Origin of the sequence: Lacticaseibacillus camelliae DSM 22697 = JCM 13995 (genome assembly GCF_001436615.1) — a bacterium.
In the GTDB taxonomy this organism is placed as follows: domain Bacteria; phylum Bacillota; class Bacilli; order Lactobacillales; family Lactobacillaceae; genus Lacticaseibacillus; species Lacticaseibacillus camelliae.
This window is the reverse complement of record NZ_AYZJ01000014.1, coordinates 21,438-48,226: the sequence shown is the minus strand read 5'-3', so window position 1 is coordinate 48,226 and position 26,789 is coordinate 21,438. Positions and strand designations below refer to the sequence as shown.

21 protein-coding genes and 1 pseudogene are annotated in these 26,789 nt (G+C 57.1%); 6 read left to right on the top strand and 16 right to left on the bottom strand.

The window, feature by feature from the left end; translation table 11 throughout:
- Positions 1-266 precede the first annotated feature (266 nt).
- The 3 genes from FC75_RS02320 to FC75_RS02310 form a co-directional block, all read right to left on the bottom strand.
- Positions 267-1,022: a flavodoxin family protein gene (locus tag FC75_RS02320; protein ID WP_054665035.1), complete on the bottom strand. Its 756-nt coding sequence runs from the start codon at positions 1,020-1,022 to the stop codon at positions 267-269.
- Positions 1,023-1,136: 114 nt separating this feature from the next.
- Positions 1,137-2,273, bottom strand: coding sequence for a baeRF6 domain-containing protein (locus FC75_RS02315; RefSeq protein WP_056989021.1), 1,137 nt, complete (start codon positions 2,271-2,273; stop codon positions 1,137-1,139).
- Positions 2,274-2,360: 87 nt separating this feature from the next.
- Complete coding sequence (locus FC75_RS02310) at positions 2,361-4,721, bottom strand: phosphoketolase family protein (protein WP_235808688.1); 2,361 nt, start codon at positions 4,719-4,721, stop codon at positions 2,361-2,363.
- Positions 4,722-4,896: 175 nt separating this feature from the next.
- Here FC75_RS02310 and FC75_RS12600 point away from each other — a divergent pair, with 175 nt between their 5' ends.
- Together FC75_RS12600 and FC75_RS02305 are read left to right on the top strand one after the other, a co-directional pair.
- Positions 4,897-5,061 carry a hypothetical protein gene (locus tag FC75_RS12600; RefSeq protein WP_156314423.1) on the top strand — a complete coding sequence of 55 codons (165 nt, stop codon included), beginning with the start codon at positions 4,897-4,899 and terminating at the stop codon, positions 5,059-5,061.
- 80 nt (positions 5,062-5,141) lie between these two features.
- Positions 5,142-5,660 carry a YcxB family protein gene (locus FC75_RS02305; RefSeq protein ID WP_054665028.1) on the top strand — a complete coding sequence of 173 codons (519 nt, stop codon included), beginning with the start codon at positions 5,142-5,144 and terminating at the stop codon, positions 5,658-5,660.
- A gap of 152 nt (positions 5,661-5,812) precedes the next feature.
- On the opposite strand, the gene FC75_RS02300 is transcribed toward FC75_RS02305, so the two are convergent.
- The 4 genes and pseudogenes from FC75_RS02300 to FC75_RS02285 form a co-directional block, all read right to left on the bottom strand.
- Entirely contained in the window at positions 5,813-6,205 is a 393-nt protein-coding gene (locus FC75_RS02300) for a type II toxin-antitoxin system death-on-curing family toxin (RefSeq protein WP_235808687.1), read from the bottom strand.
- A gap of 8 nt (positions 6,206-6,213) precedes the next feature.
- Positions 6,214-6,474, bottom strand: a complete 261-nt coding sequence (locus FC75_RS02295) for an AbrB/MazE/SpoVT family DNA-binding domain-containing protein (RefSeq protein WP_054665021.1) — start codon at positions 6,472-6,474, stop codon at positions 6,214-6,216.
- A 110-nt stretch (positions 6,475-6,584) separates the two neighbouring features.
- Positions 6,585-7,707 (bottom strand): annotated as a pseudogene (locus FC75_RS02290) (acetate kinase).
- Between the two features lie 40 nt (positions 7,708-7,747).
- The gene (locus FC75_RS02285; protein WP_056989019.1) at positions 7,748-9,088 is read right to left on the bottom strand and encodes a replication-associated recombination protein A; all 1,341 of its coding nucleotides are present in this window, start codon (positions 9,086-9,088) and stop codon (positions 7,748-7,750) included.
- 356 nt (positions 9,089-9,444) lie between these two features.
- Between FC75_RS02285 and FC75_RS02280 the strand changes: the two genes are divergently transcribed.
- Both FC75_RS02280 and FC75_RS02275 read left to right on the top strand, forming a co-directional pair.
- Positions 9,445-9,768, top strand: a complete 324-nt coding sequence (locus FC75_RS02280; RefSeq protein ID WP_054665018.1) for a hypothetical protein — start codon at positions 9,445-9,447, stop codon at positions 9,766-9,768.
- Between the two features lie 9 nt (positions 9,769-9,777).
- Complete coding sequence (locus FC75_RS02275; protein ID WP_054665015.1) at positions 9,778-10,347, top strand: GNAT family N-acetyltransferase; 570 nt, start codon at positions 9,778-9,780, stop codon at positions 10,345-10,347.
- A gap of 429 nt (positions 10,348-10,776) precedes the next feature.
- Here FC75_RS02275 and FC75_RS02270 read toward each other — a convergent pair whose 3' ends face one another.
- The 4 genes from FC75_RS02270 to FC75_RS02255 all read right to left on the bottom strand — a co-directional run bounded on the left by FC75_RS02270 (position 10,777) and on the right by FC75_RS02255 (position 16,795).
- Positions 10,777-12,039 carry a methionine gamma-lyase family protein gene (locus FC75_RS02270; RefSeq protein WP_056989018.1) on the bottom strand — a complete coding sequence of 421 codons (1,263 nt, stop codon included), beginning with the start codon at positions 12,037-12,039 and terminating at the stop codon, positions 10,777-10,779.
- A gap of 439 nt (positions 12,040-12,478) precedes the next feature.
- Positions 12,479-13,930: an NCS2 family permease gene (locus tag FC75_RS02265; protein ID WP_056989017.1), complete on the bottom strand. Its 1,452-nt coding sequence runs from the start codon at positions 13,928-13,930 to the stop codon at positions 12,479-12,481.
- A gap of 167 nt (positions 13,931-14,097) precedes the next feature.
- Complete coding sequence (locus FC75_RS02260) at positions 14,098-15,549, bottom strand: NCS2 family permease (RefSeq protein ID WP_056989016.1); 1,452 nt, start codon at positions 15,547-15,549, stop codon at positions 14,098-14,100.
- Between the two features lie 253 nt (positions 15,550-15,802).
- A complete protein-coding gene (locus tag FC75_RS02255; protein WP_056989015.1) occupies positions 15,803-16,795 on the bottom strand; it encodes a D-2-hydroxyacid dehydrogenase in 993 nt (330 codons plus the stop codon).
- Positions 16,796-16,970: 175 nt separating this feature from the next.
- Between FC75_RS02255 and FC75_RS02250 the strand changes: the two genes are divergently transcribed.
- On the top strand, positions 16,971-18,029 hold the full coding sequence (locus tag FC75_RS02250; RefSeq protein ID WP_054663549.1) for a D-alanine--D-alanine ligase family protein: 1,059 nt from the start codon (positions 16,971-16,973) through the stop codon (positions 18,027-18,029).
- 849 nt (positions 18,030-18,878) lie between these two features.
- Positions 18,879-19,316 carry a hypothetical protein gene (locus FC75_RS02245; protein ID WP_054663546.1) on the top strand — a complete coding sequence of 146 codons (438 nt, stop codon included), beginning with the start codon at positions 18,879-18,881 and terminating at the stop codon, positions 19,314-19,316.
- Between the two features lie 82 nt (positions 19,317-19,398).
- Here the strand turns inward: FC75_RS02245 and FC75_RS02240 are convergent, their stop codons facing one another.
- From FC75_RS02240 to FC75_RS02220, 5 genes are all read right to left on the bottom strand, one after another.
- Positions 19,399-20,688, bottom strand: a complete 1,290-nt coding sequence (locus FC75_RS02240) for an adenylosuccinate synthase (RefSeq protein WP_056989014.1) — start codon at positions 20,686-20,688, stop codon at positions 19,399-19,401.
- Between the two features lie 176 nt (positions 20,689-20,864).
- The gene (locus FC75_RS02235) at positions 20,865-22,019 is read right to left on the bottom strand and encodes a hypothetical protein (protein ID WP_054663543.1); all 1,155 of its coding nucleotides are present in this window, start codon (positions 22,017-22,019) and stop codon (positions 20,865-20,867) included.
- 198 nt (positions 22,020-22,217) lie between these two features.
- Positions 22,218-23,654, bottom strand: coding sequence for a replicative DNA helicase (gene dnaB / locus FC75_RS02230; RefSeq protein WP_054663540.1), 1,437 nt, complete (start codon positions 23,652-23,654; stop codon positions 22,218-22,220).
- A 303-nt stretch (positions 23,655-23,957) separates the two neighbouring features.
- Positions 23,958-24,413: a 50S ribosomal protein L9 gene (gene rplI, locus FC75_RS02225; protein WP_056989013.1), complete on the bottom strand. Its 456-nt coding sequence runs from the start codon at positions 24,411-24,413 to the stop codon at positions 23,958-23,960.
- A gap of 12 nt (positions 24,414-24,425) precedes the next feature.
- The gene (locus tag FC75_RS02220) at positions 24,426-26,432 is read right to left on the bottom strand and encodes a DHH family phosphoesterase (RefSeq protein WP_056989012.1); all 2,007 of its coding nucleotides are present in this window, start codon (positions 26,430-26,432) and stop codon (positions 24,426-24,428) included.
- Positions 26,433-26,789: the final 357 nt, after the last annotated feature.

The following is a 26,789-nucleotide window of genomic DNA, read 5'->3' as shown; positions in this document are numbered from 1 at the left end:
AACTACCTTGATACAGAATCCTACAAGACCTAAAACATAAGGCTATGATCACAAATGCAAGACCTAAAACCTAGTTCCAAGCCCTTGACTAATCGTAGGAAAAAGAGGCTGAGACACAAAGCGGTTTTAGCCCAAAACGCAGGCGTCCCTGCATCACGATTCGCACTTCGAATCGCGATGCAGGGACGTTTGCGTGTCTGGGCGTTGCTTTGTGGAACGCGACTAGGTTAATTATGTCTGAGCCTGTTTGATTGAGAAAACTCAACTTACCGCCGGTGGTGCCGCACGAAGGTCATGTAGTGCAGGATGCAGGCCAGAAGCACGAAGAAAATGATCACGAAGCTGACATACCGCAGCCAAAAACTGCTGGTGGTCCAGGGCAGCAGCTGCTGAATGCCCATGGTGGCCAGTGCCATCACGGCGATCATGCCGAAAAGCAACATGTAGCGTTTCAAGGTTTCATCATCCTTTCGCTTCTTGGCGGTCAGCTTGGCTCCAACGGCCTTGGCCTGCGCCACCTTCTTGGCTGGGACCGTGGTCATCCCCCACGTCCCTGGCAGGACCAGCTCCGCGACCTTGTGAATGCCTGCCGCGCTCATCGCCTTGTCGATCATCGTGAACGTGGCGTCGGTTTGGTGCGTGAACGTGTTATCCAAACCGCTGGCAAAACAGCTCGACACGCTGACGTAGTGCTTGTCCTTGTACTTACCCGGCAGCGTGTCGGCGTCGTGCGTCATGCGCACCATCCGGTGGCGGAAGCAGTCGAAAAATTGTTTGAACTGCCCCGCCACGGTGCCAAAGTACGTCGGGCTGCCCAGCACCCAGACGTCAGCGGCGGCGAGCTTGCCTTCCAGCTCATCCAAGGCGGGGTTCGCCTCACCTGGCACATCCGGTCGAATAATGTACTGATTCAGATCCACAAACTCCGTCTCCGCGCCGCTGGCCCCGGCCAGCACGGCCTTTAGATACTGAGCGGTCAGCCCATTAGGGTCCTGTCCGCCATACAACCCCACGATTTTCATCTTCCCACCTCAGATACACTGTACGAGAATGATTCTAATCTTGCAATTAAATTTTGGCGCAAGCAAAAACGCCCAGGCCCCACGGTACGTGAGTCCTGGGCGCGATTGTTAAGCTTAGGCTTCGCGGTACCGCCGCACACCTGCCACACGCAGCCGCAGCAGATTGTCCGGCACCACTGCCACCTTACCACCCTGGGCCAGGGTCATCGCCGCTAGATCATTCAGCAGATTGTTGTGCTCGGCCGCGGGGCCGTCTGTTTCCAAGCGGTCTTCTTCCAGCACCCCGCGAATTCGCGCGCCCTGCCGCAGTACCAAGGTGTCCAGCGAGCGCTGCTGCAGCGCTTCAATGATGCCGCCGAGGTCTTCGACGTACTTGCCGCTGCCGCGGGCCGTTTCCAGCAAGGCCAGCGTTTCGTCTGCGTGGCGATCGGCGTAGTCTTGCCGCAAGTCGTCCAGCGCCAGGTCGATGTCACCCAGGCTCATGTTGCCGGGGTTTTGCTCGACTTGCATGGACCCGCTGAGGTGCGGATTGCGGCTGATCTCGCGGAACACCGCAATGTTTTCCGGCAGGCCGAAGAGGATCAGGCGCCGCTGGTTAGGGTTGGAATAATGGTCGAGGAGGTAGGTATCCACCGCCTGGTAGTAGCGGCGACGGTCGATTTCCTCTTCACTGGCGCGGTCGGCATGGCCGTGGTAACTTGCCTGCCCCGGCCCCTGCGCGACCGTGTTCACTGACCCCCCGCGCTTTTCCGTGCCCAGCGTGCCAAGCAAAGTCACTGGAGCGTCGTCAGGCAGGTCGACCATCGTCAGCACATCCCCGCGGTTCAGGGCCAGCGCAATTTTATCGCGCTGCAAGAGTAGCAGGTCGAAGTCGAACTGGCGCTGGGCATCCAGGACCAGCGGCAGAAGCTGCGGCCGGTCCGTGGTCATCGCCGTGGGGCTCACTGCGTATTCGAGTCCCAACGCGATGGCCTCCTGACCGTTGCTGAGCAGCGCCGAGCCTTGGCCAATGATTGAAATCAGCGGCTGATCGCCGGCGGCCGCCTTGAGGCTCGCCTCATACGGAGCAAAATCAGTGCCCGGGTGCGTTTGCGCCATCACATCCTTAGCGTGCGCAGCCAGGTGCCGCAGCGTCAGGCGAGTCTGCTCCACCGTGCGGTCCGCCTCAAGGGGTAGGTACAAGGAAACAAACGGCCCTTCAGCGGTGCTGCTTAAAAAGTCTCGCAAGGAGAGTTGCGTGTCTGTTGCCATATTAGTCCTCCTTTTCGTGGCCCTGTTTGGGCTTCAGTTTAACCATACCAAGGTGCGCGCTGGTTTTTCAATCAGCACCACTTGCGCTTATTTGATCGGTTGCCAGACCCAATCGCGGACTTCGGGCAGGTCCTCGCCAGTTTCGCGAATGTAAGCGTCATGGCGCTGCAGAGTGTCATCCATCAGCTGAATGAAGTCGCCGCTGGCTTCAAGCCGCTGCGGCAGGTGCAAGACCACGTCCTTGGCCAAGTGGAAGCGGTCGAGGTGATTGAGCACGCGCATGTCAAACGGCGTGGTGATCGCGCCTTCCTCGCGAAAGCCGTGTACGATCAGGTGGCGGTTGTGCCGGTCGAAGAAAACGGCGCGGATCAGGTCCTCATAGCCGTGGAAGGCAAACAGCACCGGCTTGTCCGGCGTGAAGTAAGCGTCAAACGTCTCATCATCCAGCGCCCGCGGATCGTCTTTTTTCAGTTTCAAGAGGTCGACCACGTTGATGAAGCGCATCTTGAGGCGAGGAAAATGCTGATGCAGCAGGTCGATCGCCGCCAGGCTTTCCAGGTTCGGCTCGGTGCCCGCCGCCGCGATCACGATGTCTGGCGCCACGCCATCGTCGTTGGACGCCCAGTCGATGCGCTTCAGGCCCGCGCGCGCCAGCACCGTGGCTTCTTCAATCGAGTAAAACTGCGGCCGCGGCTGCTTGGACGTGATCAGCAGGTTGATCGTGTTTTCGCTGCTGAAGACCTGCGGAGAAATCGCCAGGAGCGAGTTGGCATCCGCCGGCAGGTACTCGCGAATGTACTGGCCTTTTTTCTCTGCCAGGTGGGTCAAGACGCCGGGATCCATGTGGGTGTAGCCGTTGTGGTCCTGCTGGAACGAGGTCGACGTCGACACCACGTTCAAGGACGGGTACGGCCGGTGCCAGGGCTGCTCGGCCGCCTCGCGCAGCCACTTGAAGTACTGAGTCAGCATCGAGTCCACCACGCGCAAGAAGGCCTCGTAGGACGTGAAAATGCCGTGCCGGCCGGTCAGCGTGTACCCTTCCAGAAAGCCTTCCGCCTGGTGCTCGGACAGCTGCGAATCAATGATGCGCCCGGCCGCATTCATGTCCTCGTCGTAGCCGCTGTGGGTGATCTGCTCCTCCCACTGGCGACCGCTTGCGTCAAAAATGCCAAACAGCCGGTTGGACATCGTCTCGTCCGGTCCAAACACCCGAAAATTGTGAGGGTTCAGGCGAATCAAGTCCCGCAGGTAATCGGACCAAATCACCATGTCCTGGCGCACGTCCTGGCCGCGCTTGCCAATCGGCAGCGCGTACTGACGAAAGTCCGGCAGCACCAGCGGCACCTTGCCGCCGACGTTCGTGATCGGGTTGGCCGCCATGCGCCGCGTGCCCTTTGGGGTTAGCGCCTTGAGCTCGGGCTTCAGCGTGCCGTGTTCGTCAAACAGGTCCTCGGGGTGGTACGACTCCAGCCACTTGACCAAGGCATCGGCATGCTCCATATGATCGCGGGACACGGGAATCGGGATCTGGTGCGCGCGGAACGACCCTTCAATCTTGTTGCCGTCCCATTCCTTCGGGCCGGTCCAGCCCTTCGGCGTGCGCAGGATCAACACCGGCCAGTGCGGCATGCCGGCATCGCTGATGGCGCGGGCCTGGCGCTGGATCTGCTGGATTTTTTCGATCATCGTGTCCAGCGTCTGCGCCATGATTGGGTTGAGCGTTTTGGCGTCGTCGCCTTCGACAAAGTACGGCTCCCAGCCCATCCCCGCGTAATACTGGCGCAGGTCGTCATCCGACTTGCGCGCCAGGATCGTGGGGTTGGAGATCTTGTAGCCGTTCATGTCGACGATGGGCAGCACCGCGCCGTCCGTGATCGGGTTGATGAAAGTGTTGGAGAACCAAGAGGCCGCCAGCGGCCCGGTTTCACTTTCGCCGTCACCGATCACCGTGGCGGCAATCACGTCCGGATTGTCGAGGATCGCCCCAGTGGCGTGGCTCAGCGAGTAGCCGAGCTCGCCGCCTTCGTGAATGGAGCCGGGGATCTGCGCGTTGGCGTGACTCGCCGCGCCGCCCGGGAAGGAGAACTGCTTGAACAGCACCTGCATCCCCGCCTCATCCTGGGTAATATTGGGGTAAGTTTCAGTGTACGTGCCATCCAAGTAGGCGTTCGACAGCATGACCTGGCCGCCGTGCCCCGGCCCTTCGATGTAAAACATGTTCAGGTCGTATTTATTGATCAGACGGTTGAGGTGCGTGTAGATAAAATTCTGCCCGGCGATCGTGCCCCAGTGGCCGAGCGGGTTGAACTTCACGTCACTGGCTGTCAGCGGGCGCTTAAGCAGCGGGTTAGCGCGCAGGTACAGCTGCCCGACTGACAGATAGTTGGCCGCCTGCCAGTAGCGCGTCATGAGGTCAAAATAAGCTGGTGAATCGTAATTATTGGTCATCAAACTCCCCTGCTTTCTTGTTGAGGCCGTCATCAATCAACCAAATTGTACGCCTGAATGCAAGTTGCACCGAATGATTTGACTCATCGGCTTGCCGCGCTTAAAAACCCGCTCGCGGTCCTAAAAAGGTGATAAACTGAGCATGAGGAAAGGTTTTTCATTAGGGGGCTTACAAATGAAAACACCATGGTTTGATGGGGTCATCATTACGATCGCAGTCCTGGCGCTGATCGCGTTGGTCACGATTGGGGCCATTCTGCCGGCCATCGCCGTCTTGGTCCTGATGGGCGTCGCCGTGGCCGTCGACCGCCAGCAGCCGCACGGCCGGTTAAGATTTTAAATGTTCTCAGCAATCGTTTTACGTCACGCTTGTCCCCAAAGCTAGCAAAGTTTATACTGTTGCCAACGGAGGCGGTTGCCATGGAGCTCAAGGATCTCACCATCAGTCAGCAAGACTATTTGGCCTATCAGCAGTGGTTTCAGCGACAGAGCAATATTCGCTGGCTGCGGCGGATCCTGCTGGTGTGCGGACTGGCGGCAATTGGCATTGGCGGCTGGCTGGGCATCACGGGCAGATGGGTCTGGGGCTCCGCCAGTGCGGTAATTTTTCTCGGGGTCTTCTTCATCGTGTATTTGCCGCTGCTGACGCGCGTGCGCACCGCCCGCGCCTTCCGCTCACCGAAAAATGCCGCCGTGTTCAGCAAGCGCTCGTTTCTGATCGATGATACCGGGCTCACCATGAGCGCATCAACCAGCACCAGCCATTCAAATTGGTCGGCCTTCTTGGAGGCGGCCGAAACCCCCAGGCTATTTATTCTAATGGTGGCCAAATCGCAAGGCGTGCTGATTTCCAAAGCCACGATGACCGACAGCCAGATTCAGGAACTGCGCACCATCATCAAAGCCAACATGCCAAAAGCTCTGGTCAGAGTTGGGTAAAACCATGCGCGATTCACTTCATAGGAACGCGCGCTCAACGACCATTCACTGGTCGCTTTTTTTGTATGCGCTGTTGTTAGATGATCAACTAGGTCTTATCTACAAAAACAAAAACCAGGATAATCGCAATCTAGCGTCATCCTGGTTCGGGGTTACTTTATGAGCATCTCTTGCACGATCGCCTTAACTTCATTCCAAAGACTCTGTGGCTCGCCATCAACCCGTGCCACGTGAATTGCCAGCTCTGCCAGCTGACGTCGCTGAGCCGAGTCCGGCTTAAAAGTAATGTGGTTTAAAGCGAGACAATCAAGAAAACTTAGATAGGCGGTTCGTTTATTGCCGTCATTAAATACATGCTTTTTAATCAGCTTGACGAAATAGAAGATCGCCAAGTCGGTTGCATTAGCATACAGTTGCTGGCCAAAAACGTCTTGATGAGCGGATCGAACAATGTAATCCAAGGCCTTCGCATCACGAATGGAGGCCCTTTGATTGGCTTCTTGCTGAAGGCAGACGTTAATCGTGATTAACTCAGACTGACTCAAATACTTCATCAGCGGTCTGCCAAATAATCAAGCGCATCCTTATTCTCAGCAATTAGCCCCTGTATTCTTGCCACCGTCGCCAGGGCAGCGTCTCGTTGCTTGGTCGGAATAAGCACAACTTGACCATCACTTTCGCCGATGGTGACGCTGTCTCCCTTATTGATACCAAGGTCTTTGGCGACCTCTCGCGGAATGGTGACGTATAAGCTGCTATTGCTTTGGCCAACTTTCCGATCTTGTCGATGTTTCAACTTTGCAGGATCAATCATGTCATCACCTCGTATATGTAGTATATACAGTCGATACGCACGGAGCAAGTCCATGTGTTGCCAGACAGACCCCCGTGCCTCGTTTAGGTAATTTTAGTGTCACGCAGGCACTAGTGACGTGGCAACCGGTCCTGCACGTCCCGGACAATCATCAATTCTTCGTTAGTTGGGATGACCAGGGTTTGGACGGTGGCGTCTGGGGCAGAAACGTTAGCTTCCTTGCCGCGCGCCGGCATTTTCGCCGACGCCGGCCGTGAAGACCAGCACGTCGACGCCGTTCATCAGCGCCGCGTAACTGCCGACGTACTTGGCGACGCGGTTGGCGTAGATATCCAGCGCCAGCTTGGCCAAGGGGTCTTCGTCCTCGATGGCCTCCAGATCCCGCTGGTCGGCAGACAGTTCGGAAATGCCGAGCAGCCCCGAACGCTGATTCAGCATAGTGATAATGTCGTCAAAATTAGTGATCTTCAACTTGCGCATCAGGTACTGCAAAAGCGACGGGTCGATGTCCCCACTGCGCGTGCCCATGGTGACACCGGCCACCGGGGTGAAGCCCATCGAGGTGTCGACGGACCGGCCGTTTTGCACGGCGGTCACGCTGGACCCAGAGCCCAGGTGCATGACGATCATTTTCAGCTGATCCAGCGGCCGGCCCAGGAACTCGGCCGCGCGCTGGGAGACGTAGCGGACGCTGGTACCGTGCGCCCCGTACTTGCGGGCGCCGTACTTTTCGTAGTACTGGTGCGGGATGCTGTAGAGAAAATTCTCCGCCGGCATTGTCTGGTGGAACGCGGTGTCAAACACCGCCACCTGGGTCGCCCAAGGCATTTCTTTACAGAACACATCGATGTACTCGGCCTCGACCGGGTTGTGCAGCGGCGCGTAATCCTTCAAATCGCGAATGTCCTGCAGCACCTGTGGATCGATCACGACGGACTCGCTGAACTCCTCGCCGCCGGCCACGACCCGGTGCCCGACGCCGACGATCTCGTGCAGATGCTGGACCAACCCAAGGTCCTTGAGCTCGGTCATGACATCGGCCACGGCCTCGTGGTAGTTGCGGATCGCGTGCCCGGAGCGGTAAACCTGGTCGCCATACTTGATCTTCACGCTGGACTCAGCCTGCCCGAGGCGATCGATCAGCCCGTCGGCCAGCATTTGTTCCGCCGGCATCTCGAACAACTTCCACTTCAGCGTAGAACTACCTGCGTTGACTGCGAGTATTTTGACCATGTTCTCAGCTCCTATCCGTTGTGTGCGACTATATTGTATCCTATTTTTCCAACTTCTGCTCCGGGTCGTGCTGGCGGTGCCATGCCTTGATCTGCGCCAGGCGCGCCTGAACCTTGGCTTCACTGCCTTGGTCCGTTGGGTGGTAATACTGTTTACCCTTTAAATTATCCGGCATTGTCTGCATCGTGGTCAAATTATCCGGGTTGTTGTGCGCGTACTGATAGTCCTTGCCGTAGCCGAGGTCCTGCATCAGGTCGGTGACGCCGTTTCTGATTTGCAGCGGCACTGGCTCGGCTAACGTCTCGGTCGCGTCTTTTTTCGCGGCTTCGTAAGCGGTGTACAAGGCGTTGCTCTTCGGCGCCAGGCTCAGGTACACGACCGCATGGGTCAGGTGGACCGTGCACTCCGGCATGCCGATGAACTGGCAGGCCTGAAAGACGCTGGTGCAGATCTCCAGCGCCCGCGAGTCCGCCATGCCAATGTCCTCGGAGGCAAACCGGACTAGGCGGCGAGCAATGTACAGCGGGTCCTCGCCGGCTTCCAGCATCCGCGCCAGCCAGTAGACCGCAGCGTCCACGTCAGAGTTTCGCATCGACTTGTGCAGCGCTGAAATCAGGTTGTAGTGCTCCTCGCCGTTCTTGTCATACAGCAGCGCCTTTTTGGTCAACAATTGCGACACCGCCGCCTTGGTGACGGTGATGGTCTTGCCCGGGTCCGTTTCAGCGTTGGTGACTGCCATTTCCAGGGTGTTCAGGGCAATGCGGGCATCCCCGTTGGCAAAGTCGGCGATCATCCCCAGCAGCTCCGGCGCAATTTTTACCTGCTGCAGGCCGTAGCCGCGCGGATCCTTCAGTGCCCGCTTGAGCAGCTCGATCAGGTCGTCCTGGGTCAGCTGCTTGAGCACGAACACTCGGGTGCGCGACAGCAGCGCGGCGTTGACCTCAAACGACGGGTTCTCAGTGGTTGCGCCAATCAGCGTGATCGACCCGCGTTCCACGTACGGCAAAAAGGCGTCCTGCTGCGCCTTGTTGAAGCGGTGAATTTCGTCGACAAACACGATGGTCTTCTGCCCGAGCGACCGGTTCTGCTCGGCCTCTTCCATCACCTGCTTGATTTCCTTGATGCCAGCAGTGACGGCAGAAAAAGTCACGAACTGGGCCTTGGTTTGGCGAGCGATGATCTGCGCCAGCGTCGTTTTGCCGACACCAGGTGGGCCCCAGAAAATCATGGACGGAATTTCGTCATTTTCAATAAGTTTGGCGAGCACCTTGTCCTTGCCGATCAGGTGCTTTTGGCCAACAAACTCGGCCAAAGTCGTCGGCCGCATGCGGCTGGCAAGCGGCTGAGTCTGCGCCGGATTTTGATCAAATAGAGACGGCATCACGCCACCTTCTTTCAGCCTTATGATAACATTGAGGCGGATATGCTACACTACAAGGTGCGCAGAGTTCGCGCACTTAGCGGGACATGTAGCCTAGCTCGAGCCATTACCGGCGCGCTTTGCCGGTGAGGACTTGAGCGTAGCTACATGCTCCCGCGTTGCGAACTCGGAGCCCGATTAAAGCAAGGTGCGCAGAGCTGGCGGTCTTAGCGGGATGGGTAGCCTAGCTCAAGCCATTGCCGACGTTTTTTCGGTGAGGGCTTGAGCGTAGCTAGCCGCTCCCGCGTTGCCAGCACGGAGCCCGATGACAAGCGCACCCAGGCGCATCATGCAGCCTTTACAAAGGAGTGACCAAAATGGCCGATGCTAATGACCAAAGTTTCCCCAGCGGTGAGTTCACCGCCTTTTCCACGGCCAAAATGACCTACTTCATGCTGGTGCGGGCGGATCTGACCCGCGCCGACATCGAGGCGTTCTTCGGCGACGACGCGCGCTACGTGGCGCTCACTAAAGTGCCCAGCGTCGAGCTGCACCTGCCGCAAGCCGAGGCCCAGATCGCGGTGCCCGGCAACTTGATTGCCAAGTTCGCCAATGGCAAGTACAAGGTGATCACGCAGGCGTACTACCACCAGAACTTCAACGAACCAATCGCAGACGCGAACGGGCAAGGCATTCATTAAGGAGACAGCATGGCCAAGTTTGAAAAGTACCACCCGCTGCTGTCGGTCCACTACCAGCTGGACTGGCTGACACTGTACAAGTTAAAAGACGTCGCCCGGCTGCGGGCCGATCGGACTCAGGCGGCGCTTTCCGGCCGTGAGCGCGATCAGTCCGTCGAGGACACGGCCCGCTATGTCAACCACTCGATGCGGCTGGTCATGAGCGACCAGGCCCTACTTTACGGCATCGGCGACCGCCAGACAAAGGAATTTCTCGGCAGCATTTGCCTGTGGCGCTTTGATTCAGGGATGACCTCGGCCCAGGTGCGCTTTGAGCAGCTGCCCGAAACCGCGCCGGAAGTCATGCAGGAAATCGTACCACGCGTGGCTGGGTTCGCCTTTTTCGAACTAGGGCTAAAGGAGCTCTACGCCGTGCTGCCGGAAACGGCGGAGGCGGCCGTCGACCTGCTGGCAGGCTTTGGCTTCACCAGCGCGCCGGCTCACCACACCCGCACCATGCCGAACGGCGAAAAGGTGCCACTGCTGCAGCTGACCCTGACTCGCGATCAGGTTGCCGATGACCCGGCGTTCCATTTTTAAGATGTCTCACCGAGTTCGACTGACTCAAGTTCAGGCGGCTTTTAGTTTGCTATTTTTCGGCCGCGGCCGAATGACTTTATCAGTTGGCATAGCGCCTCAACGAGCAGGGCTGTCGCTAAGACAAGCCCTGTCAGTTGACTGATAAAGGTGTGATTGTCGCCAAGATGGCAATCAAAAGCAAACCTGTACTTCCTTTCTACTGGAAATCAAGGTTATGAAACTCAAGCTCATAAGCCTCGCCTTCTTTCGAATGCGAGGCCTTCGCTCCAAACGTTTCTGCTCTCGTTATTATATTGGGCCGCAGCCTACTTGCCTAGCCATTGGGACGCATCCTCATTGGATTAACGAAACTTCATCATCATGCTCTCACGCGAATCAAAATTGCACCGACGCTCACGAAAAAGTGAGCGCCGGTGCATTTTTAAATTATTAATCTTTGTTATAAAATACGTCCTGCACAGCGCCGATGATGCCCAGCTTAGCGTGTGCATACGTCAATCCGCCCTGGATATACAGGGTGTATGGCGGGCGCAGCGGCCCGTCGGCGGAAAACTCAATCGTTGAGCCCTCGACGAACGACCCGTCGGCCATGATCACCTTATCCTCGTAACCGGCAGTGGCTTCGGGAATCGGTGTGATAAATGAATCGATTGGCATGTTGTGCTGAAGCGCCTCGGTGAAGCGAATCATGTCGTCGGGATTGCCAAAGTTGACGGTTTGAATCAGGTCGGTGCGCGGCGCGTCCCAACTTGGCCGCACCGGCAGGCCCATTTTCGCCAGGAGGGCCGCCTCGAACACCGCGCCTTTAATGGCGTTGCCGGTGACGGAAGGCGCCTGGAAAAAGCCCTGGAACATCGCGTCCAGCACGCCGAACGTGGCCCCCTCGGCACCGCCAAGACCCGGCACGGTGAAGCGGTACGACACCCGCTCAACCAGGTCCTTGCGCCCGACAATATAGCCACCGGTCTTGAGCATGCCGCCGCCACCGTTTTTGAACAGGGAACCCGCCATGATATCGGCCCCGACTTCAAGCGGCTCTTTGGTTTCAGAAAATTCGCCGTATGCGTTGTCCACGAAAATCCAGGTGTCAGGCATGACGCTGCGGACCGCCTTGATCATCTCGGCAATTTTCGCAATCGTGAACGAATCGCGCGTTGCGTAGCCGCAAGAGCGCTGGATGGCAACGACCCGCGGTTGATCCTTGGCGACACGCGCTTTCACCGCCGCCAAGTCGACGTCACCGCTGTCTGGCAGCGGCACGTAATCGGCCTTAATGCCGTACTCCTTGGGGCTGCCAATCGCGTTGCCAGCCATGCCGAGGACTTCCTGCAGGGTGTCGTAAGGTTCGCCGGTGATGTAAAGAATCTCATCTCCTGGCCGCACCAGCCCGAGCAGCCCGACGCCGATTGCGTGCGTGCCTGAGACAAACTGCGGCCGCACCAGCGCGTCCTCGCCGCCGAGGACCTGCGCGTAAATTGCCTCTAGCTTATCGCGACCCTCGTCGTCTTGGCCGTAACCCGTGGACCCTGACAAGTCCGTCGTGGCGACATTGTGATCACGGAACGCCTTGAGGACCTTGGCTTGGTTTTCCATGATTTGGTCATCAATGGCCGCCAGCTTCGGCGCGATTTCCTCGTCGACTTCCTGAACGCGCTTGATCAGCTCTGGATCAAAATCATCTTTCCAACTCATGCTTTTCTCCTTGTGTCTTGTGCAAAAATTTACCGGCCAGCACCTGCGCTTGGCGGGGCGCCGCCATTTTCAAACTTCTTCATTACTTATCACCTCTTCCAGTATACGAGAGGAAGCGGTAAGGTGCACGGAAAGTATTGGGGGGTGAAGGCAATCATCGGGCTAAAACCGCGAGCCCTGCGCACCTTGCATAATCGGGCTCCGGGGTCGCGACCCCTGCGCACCTTGCAAAAAAAGCGCCGCCGGTTGGGGGACCGGCGGCGTTACTGGGGAACGTGATCACGCTTTGGGGGAACGCGTCACGCACATCACTTGGGAGGAGTGAATGAAGAATGTTTAGGAGTGAGAAGCATCTTGCTTCTACTCTTATAAGATTACCGGGCCCAGGTGAAGAAACTGTGACGGCATTGTGGTGCTTTTGCCGTTTTTCCTTGGCGGTTTAAAGAATGGCCATAAAGATAAAGTCGAGAATAAAGCCCCCTGTGACGATCCACAGCACCGGATGCACGTCCTTGGCTTTGCCGGTGATCAGCTTGATCAGGCAGTAGAAAATGAAGCCGGCTGCGATCCCGTATGAAATGTTGTAAACCAGCGCCATCACGATCGACGCCATGAACGCCGGAACCGCCTCTTCCAGGTCGCTCCAGTTAATTTCCTTAAAGCTCGACATCATCATGACCCCGACCATGATCAAAGCTGGCGCGACCGCCTCGCTCGGCACGACCGCGATGAGCGGTGAAAGCAGTGAACTCAGCGCGAAGCACGCAGCCACGACGACCGCCGTCAACCCGGTGCGGCCACCGGCCCCAATGCCGGCCGCACTTTCAACAAACACGGTGACGTTGGAGGTGCCGAAAATCGAGCCGACGCCAGTGGCAATCGCGTCAGAGAACAGCGCGCGGTCCATTTTGGACGAGAAGCCAGAACCGCGGTTCATGTTGGCCATGTCCTCGTCGGAAAAGATCCCGGTCCGGCGGCCTGTGCCGATGAAAGTGCCCAAAGTGTCAAAAATATCCGAGAAACTGAAGGAGAAAATCGTCATGACCGACAGCAGAATGTGATTGGTGTCGGTGAACAAACTGCCGAAGCCCTTGCTGGAAAAAGCGGCGCCAAACGTGGTGCCAAGTTGGCCGATCGCGGTCCCCAGCGAATTGCCGGCGGCCAGGTGCAGGTTGGTGACGCCAAACGGAATCCCGATCAAGGTGGTAGCCACGATGCCGATCAGCACCGCCCCTGGCACCTTTTTCACGACGAGCACAGCCATCAGCAAGAGCCCAATCAGCGCAACGATTGCCCCTGGCTGAGTGAAGTTGACCAACGCCGGCGTGATGCCGCTGCCGCCGGTGACCACGCTGTTGACGCCATGGGCAAAACTGCCGCTCGCGGCCTTGCCGTTGACACTGAGAATGCCGCCGGCGTTACTCGTGAACTGCAGAAAACCCGCGTTTTTCAGCCCGATGTAAGCAACGAAGATCCCAATGCCGCCGCCGATCGCGTGCTGGAGCACCGTCGGGATCGCGGTGATGATCAGCTTGCGGATCTTAGTCACGGTGATCAGAATGTTGATCACGCCGCACAGGAAGACCAGCGCCAGTGCCTCCTGCCAGGTAAAGCCAAGACCCGCGACGACGGTGTACGTGAAGAACGCCTGCAGGCCTAGCCCAGGGGCCAGCGCGTATGGAACGTTCGCAAACAGCCCCATGACCAACGTGCCGGCCACACTGGCGACAATGGTGGCCAGGAACACGGCCTGACTCGGCATGCCGGTGAGCGACAGCGTGGCTGGGGCCACGAAGAGGATGTACGACATCGCGAAGAATGTTGTCAGACCCGCCAAGATTTCCGTTCGGACATTAGTGCCATTTTCTTTCAGCTGAAAAAAGTGTGCCATGATTCGCCCCTCTGAATGATTTAATGTCTTTCACGATATGCGTTTTTTTCATAAAATTCAACCAGAAAATGGGGCATTTTTCATGAAAGCGAATTTAATGTTCGGGTTTAGCCAAAAACGGCGGCTGGGGATCAACCCAGTCGCCGTCTATTGTGTACTGTTTTCAGTTAAAGGACCGCGAGCACCACGAAGTTCAGGATGAACCCGATGGTGACGATTGCGAGAATCGGATGAATCTCCTTCGCCTTGCCTTCGATCAGCTTGATCAGGCAGTAGAAGATGAACCCAGCCGCAATGCCGTATGAGATGTTATAGATGAGGCCCATGACGATCGATGCCATGAACGCGGGAACGGCTTCGGACAGATCGGACCAGTTGATTTCCTTGAAGCTGGAAACCATCATGACGCCGACCAGAATCAGGGCTGGGGCAACGGCCTGCGTCGGCACCACGGAAATCAGTGGGGCAAAGACCGCCGACAGCAGGAAGCAAAGCGCGGTGGTAACGGCCGTCAGCCCGGTGCGACCACCGGCGCCGATGCCAGCCGCACTTTCAACGTACGTGGTCGTGTTCGACGTGCCGAAGACCGCACCGATCGAGGTCGCAATGGAATCGGCGAACAGCGCCTTGTCCATCTTGGAAGAGAAGCCTGAGCCATGTTCCATTTCGTCAATATCCTTATCGGAGAAAATGCCGGAACGACGGCCAGTGCCAATAAAGGTGCCCAGCGTGTCGAAGGTATCCGAGAAACTGAAGGCAAAAATCGTCATGATGGTCATCAGGATCTGCTTACCATTGGTGAACAGGCTGCCCATCCCCTGGTGCGAGAACGCAGCGCCAAACGTAGTGCCCAGTGCGGCAAACGAGCTGCCCAGACTGTTCGCAGAGGAAACGCTCAAGTCGGTGACGCCCATCGGGATCCCCACCAGCGTGGTGACGATAATACCAATCAGCACGGCCCCAGGAACCTTTTTAACGACCAGAATGGTCATCAGGATCAGGCCGAACAGCGCGAGCAGCGCACCTGGAGAAGTGAAGTTGACCAGGGCCGGTACGATCCCGCCGCCGGTCACAACGCCAGTGACGCCTTTGACGGCTTTCGTTGCGCTGTAGGCGGCGTTGTTGACGGACAAGATGTTGGAGGAATCAGACGTGAACTGCAGGAAGCCGGCGTTCTTCAGCCCGATGTAGGCGACGAACACCCCGATGCCACCGCCAATGGCGTGCTGCATCACTTCCGGGATCGCCATGATGATCATCTTCCGGACCTTCGTCACGGTAATGGTGATGTTGATCAGCCCGCAGATGAAGACCAGAGCCAGCGCCTGTTGCCACTTGTACCCGAGAGCGAAGACAACGGTGTAAGTGAAGAAAGCGTTGAGCCCCATCCCTGGCGCCAAGGCGTAAGGGACATTGGCGAACAGCCCCATGACCAGCGTGCCCACCGCGCTGGCGATGATCGTCGCCAGAAACACCGCTTGGTAGGGCATCCCGGTTTGAGAAAGCACTTGCGGGTTAACGAAAAGAATATACGACATCGCAAAGAATGTCGTTAAACCCGCCATAATTTCAGTTGAAACACGTGTATTGTTCTGCTTTAGCTTAAAGAAGTTCTCCATTTTTCTCTCCTCGTTCGCTTTTATGGTTAGAGCATACCGCGTCTTCACCCAACTTTCAAGCAAAAAGGCAAACATTACGTAAGAGATTTAGTAAAATTGTTCACGTATTATTTGGATAATGCCTAATATCAACCGGTTTATAGCCAGCCAAATCGTCTTTTGGTATTTTCCGTTGCGACACCCTGCCTGAAAACGAGCGGAATCGGCCATTTTCGGCCGCAAAAAAACCGCGATTCCTCGCGGCCCTGCACAACTATTTAATAATGACCTCATCGACGGCTTCCCCGCTGGTCAAAAAGCTCACTAGGTTCGCCAGCGAAAAGTTGACCATGTTCTGCACTGCTGTTGCCGTGTGATACGCCACGTGCGGCGTCAGTAACACGTTGGGCAGTTGCGCCAGTGCCTCCCACTGCGGATCGGAAAACATGCCGGTCTGCTCGTACCGCAGCAACGCTGGGGATTCGTGCTCGTAGGTGTCGATCCCCGCACCGCCAAGATGGCCGGACTGCAGGTGTTTCAGCAGCGCCGTGGTGTCGACCAAGTTGCCGCGCGCCGTGTTGACCAAAATCGCGTCTGGTTTCATCGACTTTAGCGCGGCGTCATCGATCAGGTGGTAATTGGCCGGCACCCCTGGCACATGCAAATCGACCACATCGGACTCGGCCAGCAGCTGAGGGAGTTCGACATAGGTCGCCCGCGGTTCAGGATGTCCCGGATGCGGATCATACGCCAAAACGTTGGCGCCAAATCCGGAGAACAGCCGGATGGCAGCCTGGCCGATCCGTCCCGCCCCGACCACCCCGACCGTGCTTTGGCCCAACTCCCGCCCCAGAAAACTCGCCGCCTGGCCCCAATTGCCGGCGGCCAGCGGCCCACGTGTTTCGCCTAGGCGCCGCAACAGGTACAGCGTCATGGTGACAGAAAACTCCGCGATAGCACTCGGCGAATACGCTGGCACGTTGGCAATCCGGATCCCAGCCTGCTTCGCTGCGGCCAGGTCAAGGTTGTCCAAGCCCACGTTGCGAATTGTCAAAAAGTGGATGCCAAAGGCCGCCAGTTGCGCGAAAACGGCTGCCGAATACGGCGTTGTTTGCAGACAATTCACACCGTCAAAGCCCTGGGCCCAGCCGACCGTGGTTTCGTCGAGCGGCTCCGGATGAATGGTCAGCGTCTGGGCATGCGTTTTCTGCCAGGCTTCAAAGTAGGCGAGTTCATCCAGTTTGGCACCATACACAATGATTTTCACGAGGTCATCGCTCCTTTTGGTAATTTTTCTCAGTATACAGGGTAAGACCCGGATTTGGCTATTTTTGCTGGCCTCGCAAAGCTTAAAATTGTGTGAAAGCGGTTACTTCCCTATTAATATCTAAATTGGCTGTGCTACACTTAAGGTTCTAAAACTATCGGGAGGTTTTATACCTATGAAAATTGTCGTATTAGCCGGCGGCCGGAGCACCGAACGGAACGTTTCGATCTCCAGCGGCTACCGACTGACCAACGCGCTGCGTGACAAGGGTCACGAGGCCACGTTCATCGACCTGTTCCTCGGCTACGACCTGAAAGGCAAGCCGGCTTCATCTGTGTTCGAAGACGCCAACACATCCAAGGACCTGAACATCTCGGATGCGATCTTGACTGATGAAGACATCAATGCGCTCCGTCCCGGCGACGACACTGCGCTGTTTGGCCCCAACGTCCTCGACATCTGCAAAGCAGCCGACATCGTCTTCCTCGGCCTTCACGGCGGCGACGGTGAAAACGGCAAGGTCCAGGCCGTACTCGACCTGAACAACATCAAGTACACCGGCAGCGGCTCGACCGCGTCCGGCATCACCATGAACAAGGTCTACTCCAAGGAAATCATGCTGTACCACAGCATCAAGACCGCGGCGTTCGTCGAGATCACCCGCGACCAGGGGCCAACAGGCCACAAGCTGCCCTTTGCCTATCCGGTCGTCCTGAAGCCAACTTCAGGCGGCTCGTCGGTCGGCACCCACATCGTGCACAACGATGAGGAGCTGGAAAGCGGCCTCGTCGACGTGTTCCGGTTCGATAACTCAGCCATCGTTGAGGACTTCATCGAGGGTCGCGAGTTCTCGCTTGGCGTCGTCAATGGTCACGCGTTCCCGGCCATTGAGATCAAGGTGCACGATGGCTGGTACGACTTCGAGCACAAGTTCCAGCCTGGGCACACCGACTTCATCACCCCGCCGCACGACCTGGACCCCGCGGTCCACGACGAAATGAAGCGCGTGGCGATTCAAACCATGAAGGTCCTGGGCATGCAAAACTACGGCCGGGTCGACTTTTTCGCCAACGACTTTGGCGTTTGGGTCATTGAGGCCAACAACCTGCCGGGTATGACCCCGCTGTCCCTCCTGCCGCAAGAGGCAGAGGCAGAAGGCGTGGCCTACCCTGACTTGGTCGAAAGCATCGTCAAGGGCAAGCTGAAGATCTACGAAGACGGGATGAATAACTAAGGCTGTGGAGCCGGGCGCATTTAGCGGGCTAGGCTAGCCACTCCCGCGTTGCTCGGCGGAGCGCAACTAAAAGGCTGCGAAGTGAGGCGTACTAAGCCCGATGGGTAGCCTAGCAAGAGGCGTTACCGGCGTTTTTTGCCGGTGAGGCCTCTTGCGTAGCTAACCACTCGGGCGTCGCCTCGCTGAGCGCAACTAAAGTCTGTGAAGCCATCTTACGTCATATCCACTGCCTTGTTGTCAGAACTCAGCAGCCATGATAAACTATGGTCATCGAGGATCTTTTTCCATCTTTAACACGAATGCCGCCCCCTTTTGCGCAAGGAAGCGGCATTTTTTCACTACGACGTATGCGGCCATAGCGCGTGGGCTGGATGGCAGCTAGCTTCTATTCATTCGTCATCGTCCAGCCAGCGATCGATGAGTCCTCCGACTATGTCGACCAGGAGCGGCATAATGAATAGCTCGAGGATCTTGTCCATCTTTACACCCCCTCTCGGAGGCTAGTTGCCTATTGTAAAATTACGTAGTCTGCCTTAACAGCCCTAAAAGTGAGTACCATTTGACACAACCGCCAAAACTTGAGATACTACTTCCGGTGCCAAACCACGATCCGGGTACTCGGTCGGCGCGAGAGCGTTCAGAAGGCTGACGCACCGGATCACTGAGACCACGATGAGAATCGTGGCCTTTTTTGTCTAATCAGATAAAATAAGTCGCTCAAACGCCCTTTTTGATTAGAATTTAGTCCATCTCTCTCATACTCTCTTATCCTGCTTTCATTATCGACGTAATCGTCGCTCAAGTGGTCTATACTTTTCCTCGGACTTTTTTCACAAAGGAGAGGGAAAAATGAAGAAGAGTATGCGTTTATTGTTGGCACTGTTGACCGGGGTCCTGTTGGTTGTTGGCCTCAGCGGCTGCAAGAGCAATGACTTGAGCCTCGGCCTGACCAAGACCACCGTCAGCTCGGATGATTCCGGTAACGCCACGGCTAAGGGCACGGTCAAAGGCGATGGCGTCCTGTATATCAATGGCCAAAAGGCGACCAGCCAGCCGAAAAACGGCAAGTTCAGCACTGACTTTATGGTGAACAAAGCCTACCAGGACAACAAAGTCACGGTGAAGTACGAAGACAGCAAGGCCAAAAAGTCAGTTTCCAAGAAGCTGACGGTTAAGGCTAACGCGCATGCCAAGAAGATCCACGAAAAGGAACAAAAGCACACCGACGAGGTCAACAACACTTGGAAGCAACTGAAGGACAGCGACAGCAGCTCTTCCGCCAAGTAACCAAGTCTTTTCACAAACCAGTGACCCAAAAAGGTCCCCCTCACGCGTCATGTGAGGGGGACCTTTTTGCGATGTCGCTAAGTTAGAATTTCTGCCAAATGTCCGCCAGCACATTGGTTTGCTCGCGGTCCGGGCCCACTGAGAACGTCAGCAGGTCGACGTTGGTCAGCTCAACGATGCGCTTCACGTAATTGCGGGCGTTTTCGGGCAGGTCAGCCAGCGTCTTGGCGCCGGTAATGTCCTCCGTCCAGCCAGGCAGCTCCTCGTAAATCGGCTTGCAGGCCGCCAGCTCCTTCAATGAAGCCGGGTAGCGGGTGATGGCCTCGCCGTTCAGATCGTAGGCCGTGCAGATCTTGACCGTCTTGAGGCCAGTGAGGACATCGATCGAGTTCAGCGCGAGGTCCGTGACCCCGGCAACGCGGCGCGCGTGGTTGACCACCACGGCGTCGAACCAGCCGATGCGCCGCGGCCGGCCGGTGACGGTGCCGTACTCGTGGCCGGCCTCGCGGATGAAGCTGCCGTCGTCGTCAAACAGTTCACTGGGAAACGGGCCGTCGCCGACACGTGATGTGTAAGCCTTCGCGACCCCAACCACGCGATCGATCTTGGACGCACCGACGCCGGAGCCGGTGGTGACGCCGCCGGCCGGGTTCGAGGAGGTCACGAATGGGTAAGTACCCTGATCGACGTCGAGCATCGTGCCCTGAGCACCTTCAAACAGCACGTTTTCACCGTTGTCGATGGCATCGTTCAGCACGACTGACGTGTCGGTCACATACTGTTTGATTTGCTGGCCGTAGCCGTAATATTCCTCGAAAATATCGTCGAAGCTCATTGGCTCGGCGTCGTAAATCTTGGTGAACAGCAGGTTCTTTTCCTTGAGGTTAGCACGCAGTTTTTCCTCAAAGGTCTCGCGGTCAAGCAAATCCGCGATGCGAATGCCGACGCGCGCAGCCTTGTCCATGTATGCCGGGCCGATGCCGCGGTTGGTGGTGCCGATCTTATCCGCACCCTTGGCCGCTTCCTGCAGCTTGTCCAGCGCGAGGTGGTACGGCAGGATGACCTGTGCGCGGTCGGAAATGCGCAGGTTATCACCGGCGACGCCTTGCTGGCGCAGGTGAGCAAGCTCCTCGACCAGGCTCTTCGGGTTGACGACGACTCCGTTGCCGATCACGGACAGCTGGTGCGAATGCAGAATGCCGCTGGGGATCAGCCGCAGCTTGTACACCTGTCCGCCCTGGTGAATCGTGTGGCCGGCGTTGTCCCCACCTTGATACCGGCTGATGATCTTCGCGCCTTGGCTGAGAAAATCGGTGATTTTCCCCTTGCCTTCGTCGCCCCACTGCGTGCCAACAACTACGACTGTTCCCATGACTTCTCGCTCCTTCGTTTCAATTGGTAAATGCCACTCATTGCCATCCAGTATGATAACAACAACCCGAGCAGCTTTCAAGCCTAAATCCGAATGTTAATTTTTAAAGTTTAAACAGAACACAAAAAATCCGAACATTTTATGTCCGGATTTTTCAATATTCAAAAATAACCGAATTACTGTTCGTGATGCAGGCGTGCCTCTTGCAGGTATGCGTAGATGTGGCCGAACGCGATCTCCTGCACGTCGTCAAACGTCACCAGCGCCGGCTCGTCAGCACTTGGCACCTGCATCTCAAAGCTGGCCGGCCCCACCGCGTCAGGCACGCCCATCAGGTGGTCGTCGTCGTCCTTAGTCCGCACGCGCACCACCCGCTCGAAGGCCGCGGCCTCCTGGATCAGGCTCTGAAAAATGTCCGAGGAACTGTCAAACTCGCGGTCCGCGTTGAGTACCGGCTGTTTCTCTAGGTGATTAGCCGTCATCCAGTCGCTGTATGCCTGAACAGTTTGCAGGTAGTCCGACGCCAGTGTGACACTTTGCAGGCTGGTGAGCCGCAGCGCCACGTACCCGCCAAATTGGCCCGCCATGTCCTTGAGCCGCAGCACGACCACGTGATCATTGATGGCCTTGACCGTGCCGACGTAAAACTGGTCATCCCCGCCCTTCGGCATGGCTGCCAGCAAAGTGCCATCACCCTGTGCAGTGGTGAACACGTCCTTGAGCTGGCCGTCATTTTGCACGATCTTCGTCACCACATGGTGCAGATCATTGCGCTTTTGGACCAAGGCACTTTCCAGGTGCAGCTCAAGGCCCTGAAACTCAATAACCAACACGTCGGCAAAATCGACCTGCATGTAACGCACATCCGTGTAGTTGAACTTGTTAAACACGGACAGGGTCATGCGCCCCTCGGCAACGGCAGTCACCTGGCCTTCCAGGTAGGCGTCGTCATCGGCCAAGATCACCAGGATCACGTCACCGGTACTTTTGGCCTGCGTTGCCAGCTGGTGGATCAGACTTTTACGCGGATCAAAATGCAGCTCGGGACTCGGCTGGGCCATTGTAAGAAAATGCTTCTCCGCCGCGACACGCATCCGAAACGACATGTCCACCAGGTCATCCCCAGCGAACTCGACCTGATCGATTGCCGTGAATGCAATCAACACGGCCCCGTCGGCGATACCCGCATCGTTGTAAGTCGCCAGCAGCACCCGCTGTTTGCCGAGGGACTGGACATAGCCGGTGTAAAAATCATCGGTGTCTCGCTGATAAACATTGATCAGCAGCTGCTCGTTCAGGGCAGTCATGAGACTCATTAGAATTGCATCCATGGGGAGACCTCCTTTCTGAGGCTGCGAAGCACTGGCGAATTTAGCGGGATGGGTAGCCTAGCTCAGTGCATTGAAGCCGCACTTTGGCTTCGAGGCGCTGAGCGTAGCTAGCCACTCCCGCGTTGCCAGTGCTGAGCGCGACTGAGCGTGGTTCCTAGTCCTGCTCAGCGAGGCAACGCCCGGAATCTTCGCAGCCCTTTATTCTGTCATCGGTGCCAGCGAACTGAACTTGTTGTACGACTTCACGAATAGCAGCTTCACCGTGCCGCGCGCGCCGGAACGGTTCTTTTCGATGATGACTTCAATCGGGCCAACGTCTGGTTCGCCGTCGTCACCCTGGCCATTGTCACTGTTATCCGAATCATCATCGTCGCCGCCTTCACCGTCGCGGTAGTAATCCTCACGGTACAAGAACGCGACGATGTCGGCATCCTGCTCGATCGACCCGGATTCACGAATATCTGACAGCACCGGCCGCTTGTCCTGACGCTGTTCAACGCCACGCGACAGCTGCGACAGCGCGATGACCGGGCAGTGCAACTCCTTGGCGAGCTTTTTCAGCTGCCGGGAAATCGCGGAAACTTCCTGTTGGCGGTTTTCACCGGTCCCTTCGATCAGCTGCAGGTAATCGATCACGACCAGGCCCAGCGGGTGCTGCCCCTTCTCCTCGGTGCCGTCCTTGTGCTTGATGACCTCGTTTTCCTTTTCCTTCTGAAGCTTGAGGCACTCGGAGCGAATCTGCGCCACGCGCATCCCCGGGGTGTCATCAATGTACAGCGAGGCTTCGCTCAGGCTGCCCATCGCGACAACCAGACTGTGCCACTCGTCAGGCGACAGCTGTCCTGTCCGCAGGTGCTGAGAATTGATGTTGCCTTCCGCGCACAACATCCGGTTGACCAGCGACTCCGCCCCCATTTCGAGGGAAAACATGGCCACCGTTTTCGGCGTCTTAGTACCGACATTCTGGGCGATGTTCAGCGCGAATGCCGTTTTCCCGACGGCCGGGCGCGCTGCGATAATGATCAGCTCATCGTCGTGGAGGCCAGTCGTGATCTCGTCCAGCGCCTTGAACCCAGTGGGCAACCCGGTGATGGTCTGATCGCCTTGCGCCAGCTTGTCGATCTCATCCATGGCATTATTCAGCACGTCTTTGATCGGGCGAAAGCCCCCTTGCTGGTTGCCGTCGTTGACCTTCATGATGGCGGTCTCGGCGTCTTCCATCAAAGTTGGCACATCTTTTGGCTCGTCGTAGCTCTGCTGAATAATTTTCTCAGCCGCATCGATCAACCGCCGCAGCTGTGCTTTTTCCGCGACAATTTTGGCGTAGAAAACCTCATGCGAAGAAGTTGGCACCGCATCAGCCAGCTCAGTCAGGTAAGGAATCCCGCCCACATCGTCCAGCTGGTTGCGCGCGTCCAGGTAATTCTTGACGGTGACCAGATCAATGGCCTCGTCATCCAGCGACAAGGCCGACATGGCACTGAACACCAGCTGGTTGGCGCGCTTGTAAAAGTCTTCTGGCACGATGTACTCTTCAGCCGACGCCAAGACGCTCGGCGACAGAAAAATCCCGCCGAGAACAGCTGCTTCAGCTTCAGTATCTTGCGGCGGCATGCGCCGGATCGGGTTATCCATGCTCGAAGGCTCCTTTTCTTTCATCCTAAGTTATCTTATATAGTTTAGTTTACGCCGAGGGGTTTCGCAACAGAACCCGCAGCGGGAACCAGCGGCTTGGTCATTGGCCCAGGTTAGGCTTCAAGGCTTAGCCGATGAGGCCTGCGCGAAGGCCGCGACCAGAAAAAAGCCGCCCGACCATAGCCAGACGACTGAAGAATTCATCTCAAATCTTAAGGTGACCACCACAATCAGCGGTGGGAGACCCAAGGCGTCATATCAGTGCATAGCGCCTTTCGTGTTTCATTTTAGGCCAGCGCACGACTACTTCTGCGCGGTGATGTGGACACGGATCTTGGCGTCAACGCCTGGGTACAGGTGCACCGTGACATTGCGGTAGCCAAGCGCCTTGATGGGCTCTGGCAGGTCCATCTTGCGCTTGTCGACTGTGATCTGGTACTGCTTCTCCAAGGCCTGGGCAATCTGCTTGCTCGGGATCGAGCCGAACAGGCGGGAATCCTCGCCAGCCTTGCTTTGAATCTGGACAATCGTCTTGTCGTCTTCGAGCTTGGTCTTCACGGCCTCGGCCTCGGCGCGCTGTTCGGCCGCCTTTTTCTCTTCAAGCTTCTGCTGGCCGCGCAGCGCACTCATGGCTTGCGGGGTCGCCGGCTTGGCCTTGCCGTTTTTGATCAGGAAGTTCTGGGCGTAGCCATCCGGGACCTCTTTGACCTCGCCACGGTTGCCTTTGCCTCGTACGTCTTGCGTAAAAATCACTTTCATGTGATGGCCTCCCTAATTTTCTTCTTTTTCCGTCTTGATGGCGTCCTTCAGCATCGCCGTCGCCTGCACGATGGTTTTGCCTTGAAGCTGGGTCGCCGCGTTATTGAGGTGACCGCCGCCGCCAAGCTTTTCCATAATCAGCTGCACGTTGATGTTGCCAAGGCTGCGCGCAGAGATCCCAACTGTTGAATCAGACCGCCGCGTGATGACAAAGCTGGCCTCGATGCCGTTGAGCGACAAACAGGTGTCGGCCGCCTGGGCCGCGATGACCGGATCGTACGCTTTGGTCTCCTCACCCGTACATAATGCCATAGTTGGCGCAATCATTTCAATCGTGTCAATGAGGTGATTCTTCTGAATGTACGAGTCGACGTTTTCCTTCAAAAAGGCTTGCGTCATCTGGGGATCGGCGCCCATGCTGCGCAGGTACGAGGCGGCGTCGAACGTCCGCGTGCCAGTGCGCATCGCAAAGTTGTGGGTGTCGACCGTGATCCCAGCCAGCATCGCCGTCGCCTCAAGTTTGGACAGCGTCGCCACGCCCTTCGGCTGGTACTCGAACATTTCGGTGATCAGCTCGCAAGTCGAGCTGGCGTAGGGTTCAATGTAAACCAGCATCGGGTCTTCGGGGAACTCCTCGCCGCGGCGATGGTGGTCAATGATGACCGTCCGAGTCGCCAGGCGGTCAAACAGCGCTGGTGCCGCCGTGATCGACCGCTTCGAGTGGTCGACCAGGATCAGCAGCGACTTGTCGGTGGCCTCAGTGAGCGCCGCTTCCGGCGTCACAATGGCGTTGCCGATGTCAGGATCCTTACCCACTGCGCCCATCAGGCGTTCGACGTCAGAGTGCAGGTGCTCAGGGTTAATCACCACGTAGCACTCCTTGCCGTTCATCTGGGCGATGCGGCGAATCCCCAAGCTGGCGCCGATGGCATCCATGTCAGGCCGGTCGTGACCGACAACAAAGATCTTGTCGGTTTGCTTAAACAGTTCCTGCAAGGCCTGCGAAATCATGCGGGCCCGCACCCGGGTGCGCTTTTCCATCGGGTTGGTCTTGCCGCCGTAAAAACGGGCCTGCCCATTTTTCGCGCGGACGACGACCTGATCCCCGCCGCGGCCAAGCGCCAGGTCCAAGTTGGACTGCGACGTCACGGCTAGCTGGGACAAATCGGAATCCCCGTACGCGATCCCGACCGACAGCGTCAGCGGGTAGTTCTGCTTGGACGTTTCGGTGCGGATCGTGTCCAAAATCTTGAACTTATCCGCCTCGACGGCCTCCAGCGACCGCATGTAGGCAATCATCAAGAAGCGGTCATTGGCGACTCGCTTGACGAACATCCCGAACTTGTTGGCCCAGTCGCTCATTTGGTTGGTGACGTAGGAATTCAGGTTCGTAGTTGCCTGGTCGTCCATGGTTTGGGTGACTTCATCGTAGTTATCCAGGAACACCTGGCCGATGGCGAGGCGCTCGCCTTTGGCCTTTTCCTCAATTTGCGCGTAATGTGTGATGTCCATCAGGTAGGCAACCCCGATCGGCTTTTGCACCGTCAGTTGGAAGTCGTGACCGCCCCAGTGCACCTCAGACAGCTCGGTATCTTCCTGGTGTGCCGTGATGACATCGGCCAGCTCGGCATCGATGTCCTTCAGCGGCCGGCCCAGAATGTCCTCATCCTTGAAGTACTGAAGCAGGTAAGGGTTGGCCCATTCAACGTTCATCTTCTTGTCGAAGATCAAAATCCCGACCGGCATCTTGATCAAGGCTTCCTGCTCACCGCGCTTGATACGGTACGACAGATCGGAGATGTACTTATTGGTCGACTCGGTGATCCGTTCCAGGGTGAAGAACGTGGCCACGACCAGCCCGACTAAGAAAAGCAGCAACAGCAGCCCCAGCCAAGGCTTAATGAACAGCGCAATGACGACATCGATGGCGGCCAGGACCGTCATCACCAGCCCTAAGTTACGCAGCCGGGAGTCTTCAAGAAACGCCGGCAGGGTGATCTTTTCAAATAGTTTTTTCATTTTCCTCGCTAACTCGCTTTCGCAGTCATGCTAATCGCTTTAATGTGCTTTTATAGTTTAACATATTATTAAGGAAAGGCTGCGAGGGTAAGCGCACTTAGGCGGATGGCTAGCCTAGGCTGCAGCTTTGCCTGCGCAGCAGGTGAAGCTGTGGCCGTAGCTAGACACGCCGCCGTTGCTTACCCGAGCGCAACTACGAAAGGCTGCGAAGCCGAGCCCACCTAGTCCGATGGCTAGCCTAGCTCAAGGCATTGGCGCCGCTTTTTGGCGCTGAGGTCTTGAGCGTAGCTAGACACTCGGACGTTGCCCCACCGAGCGCGACTACAAAGGCTGCGAAGCCGAGCCCACTTAGGCGAC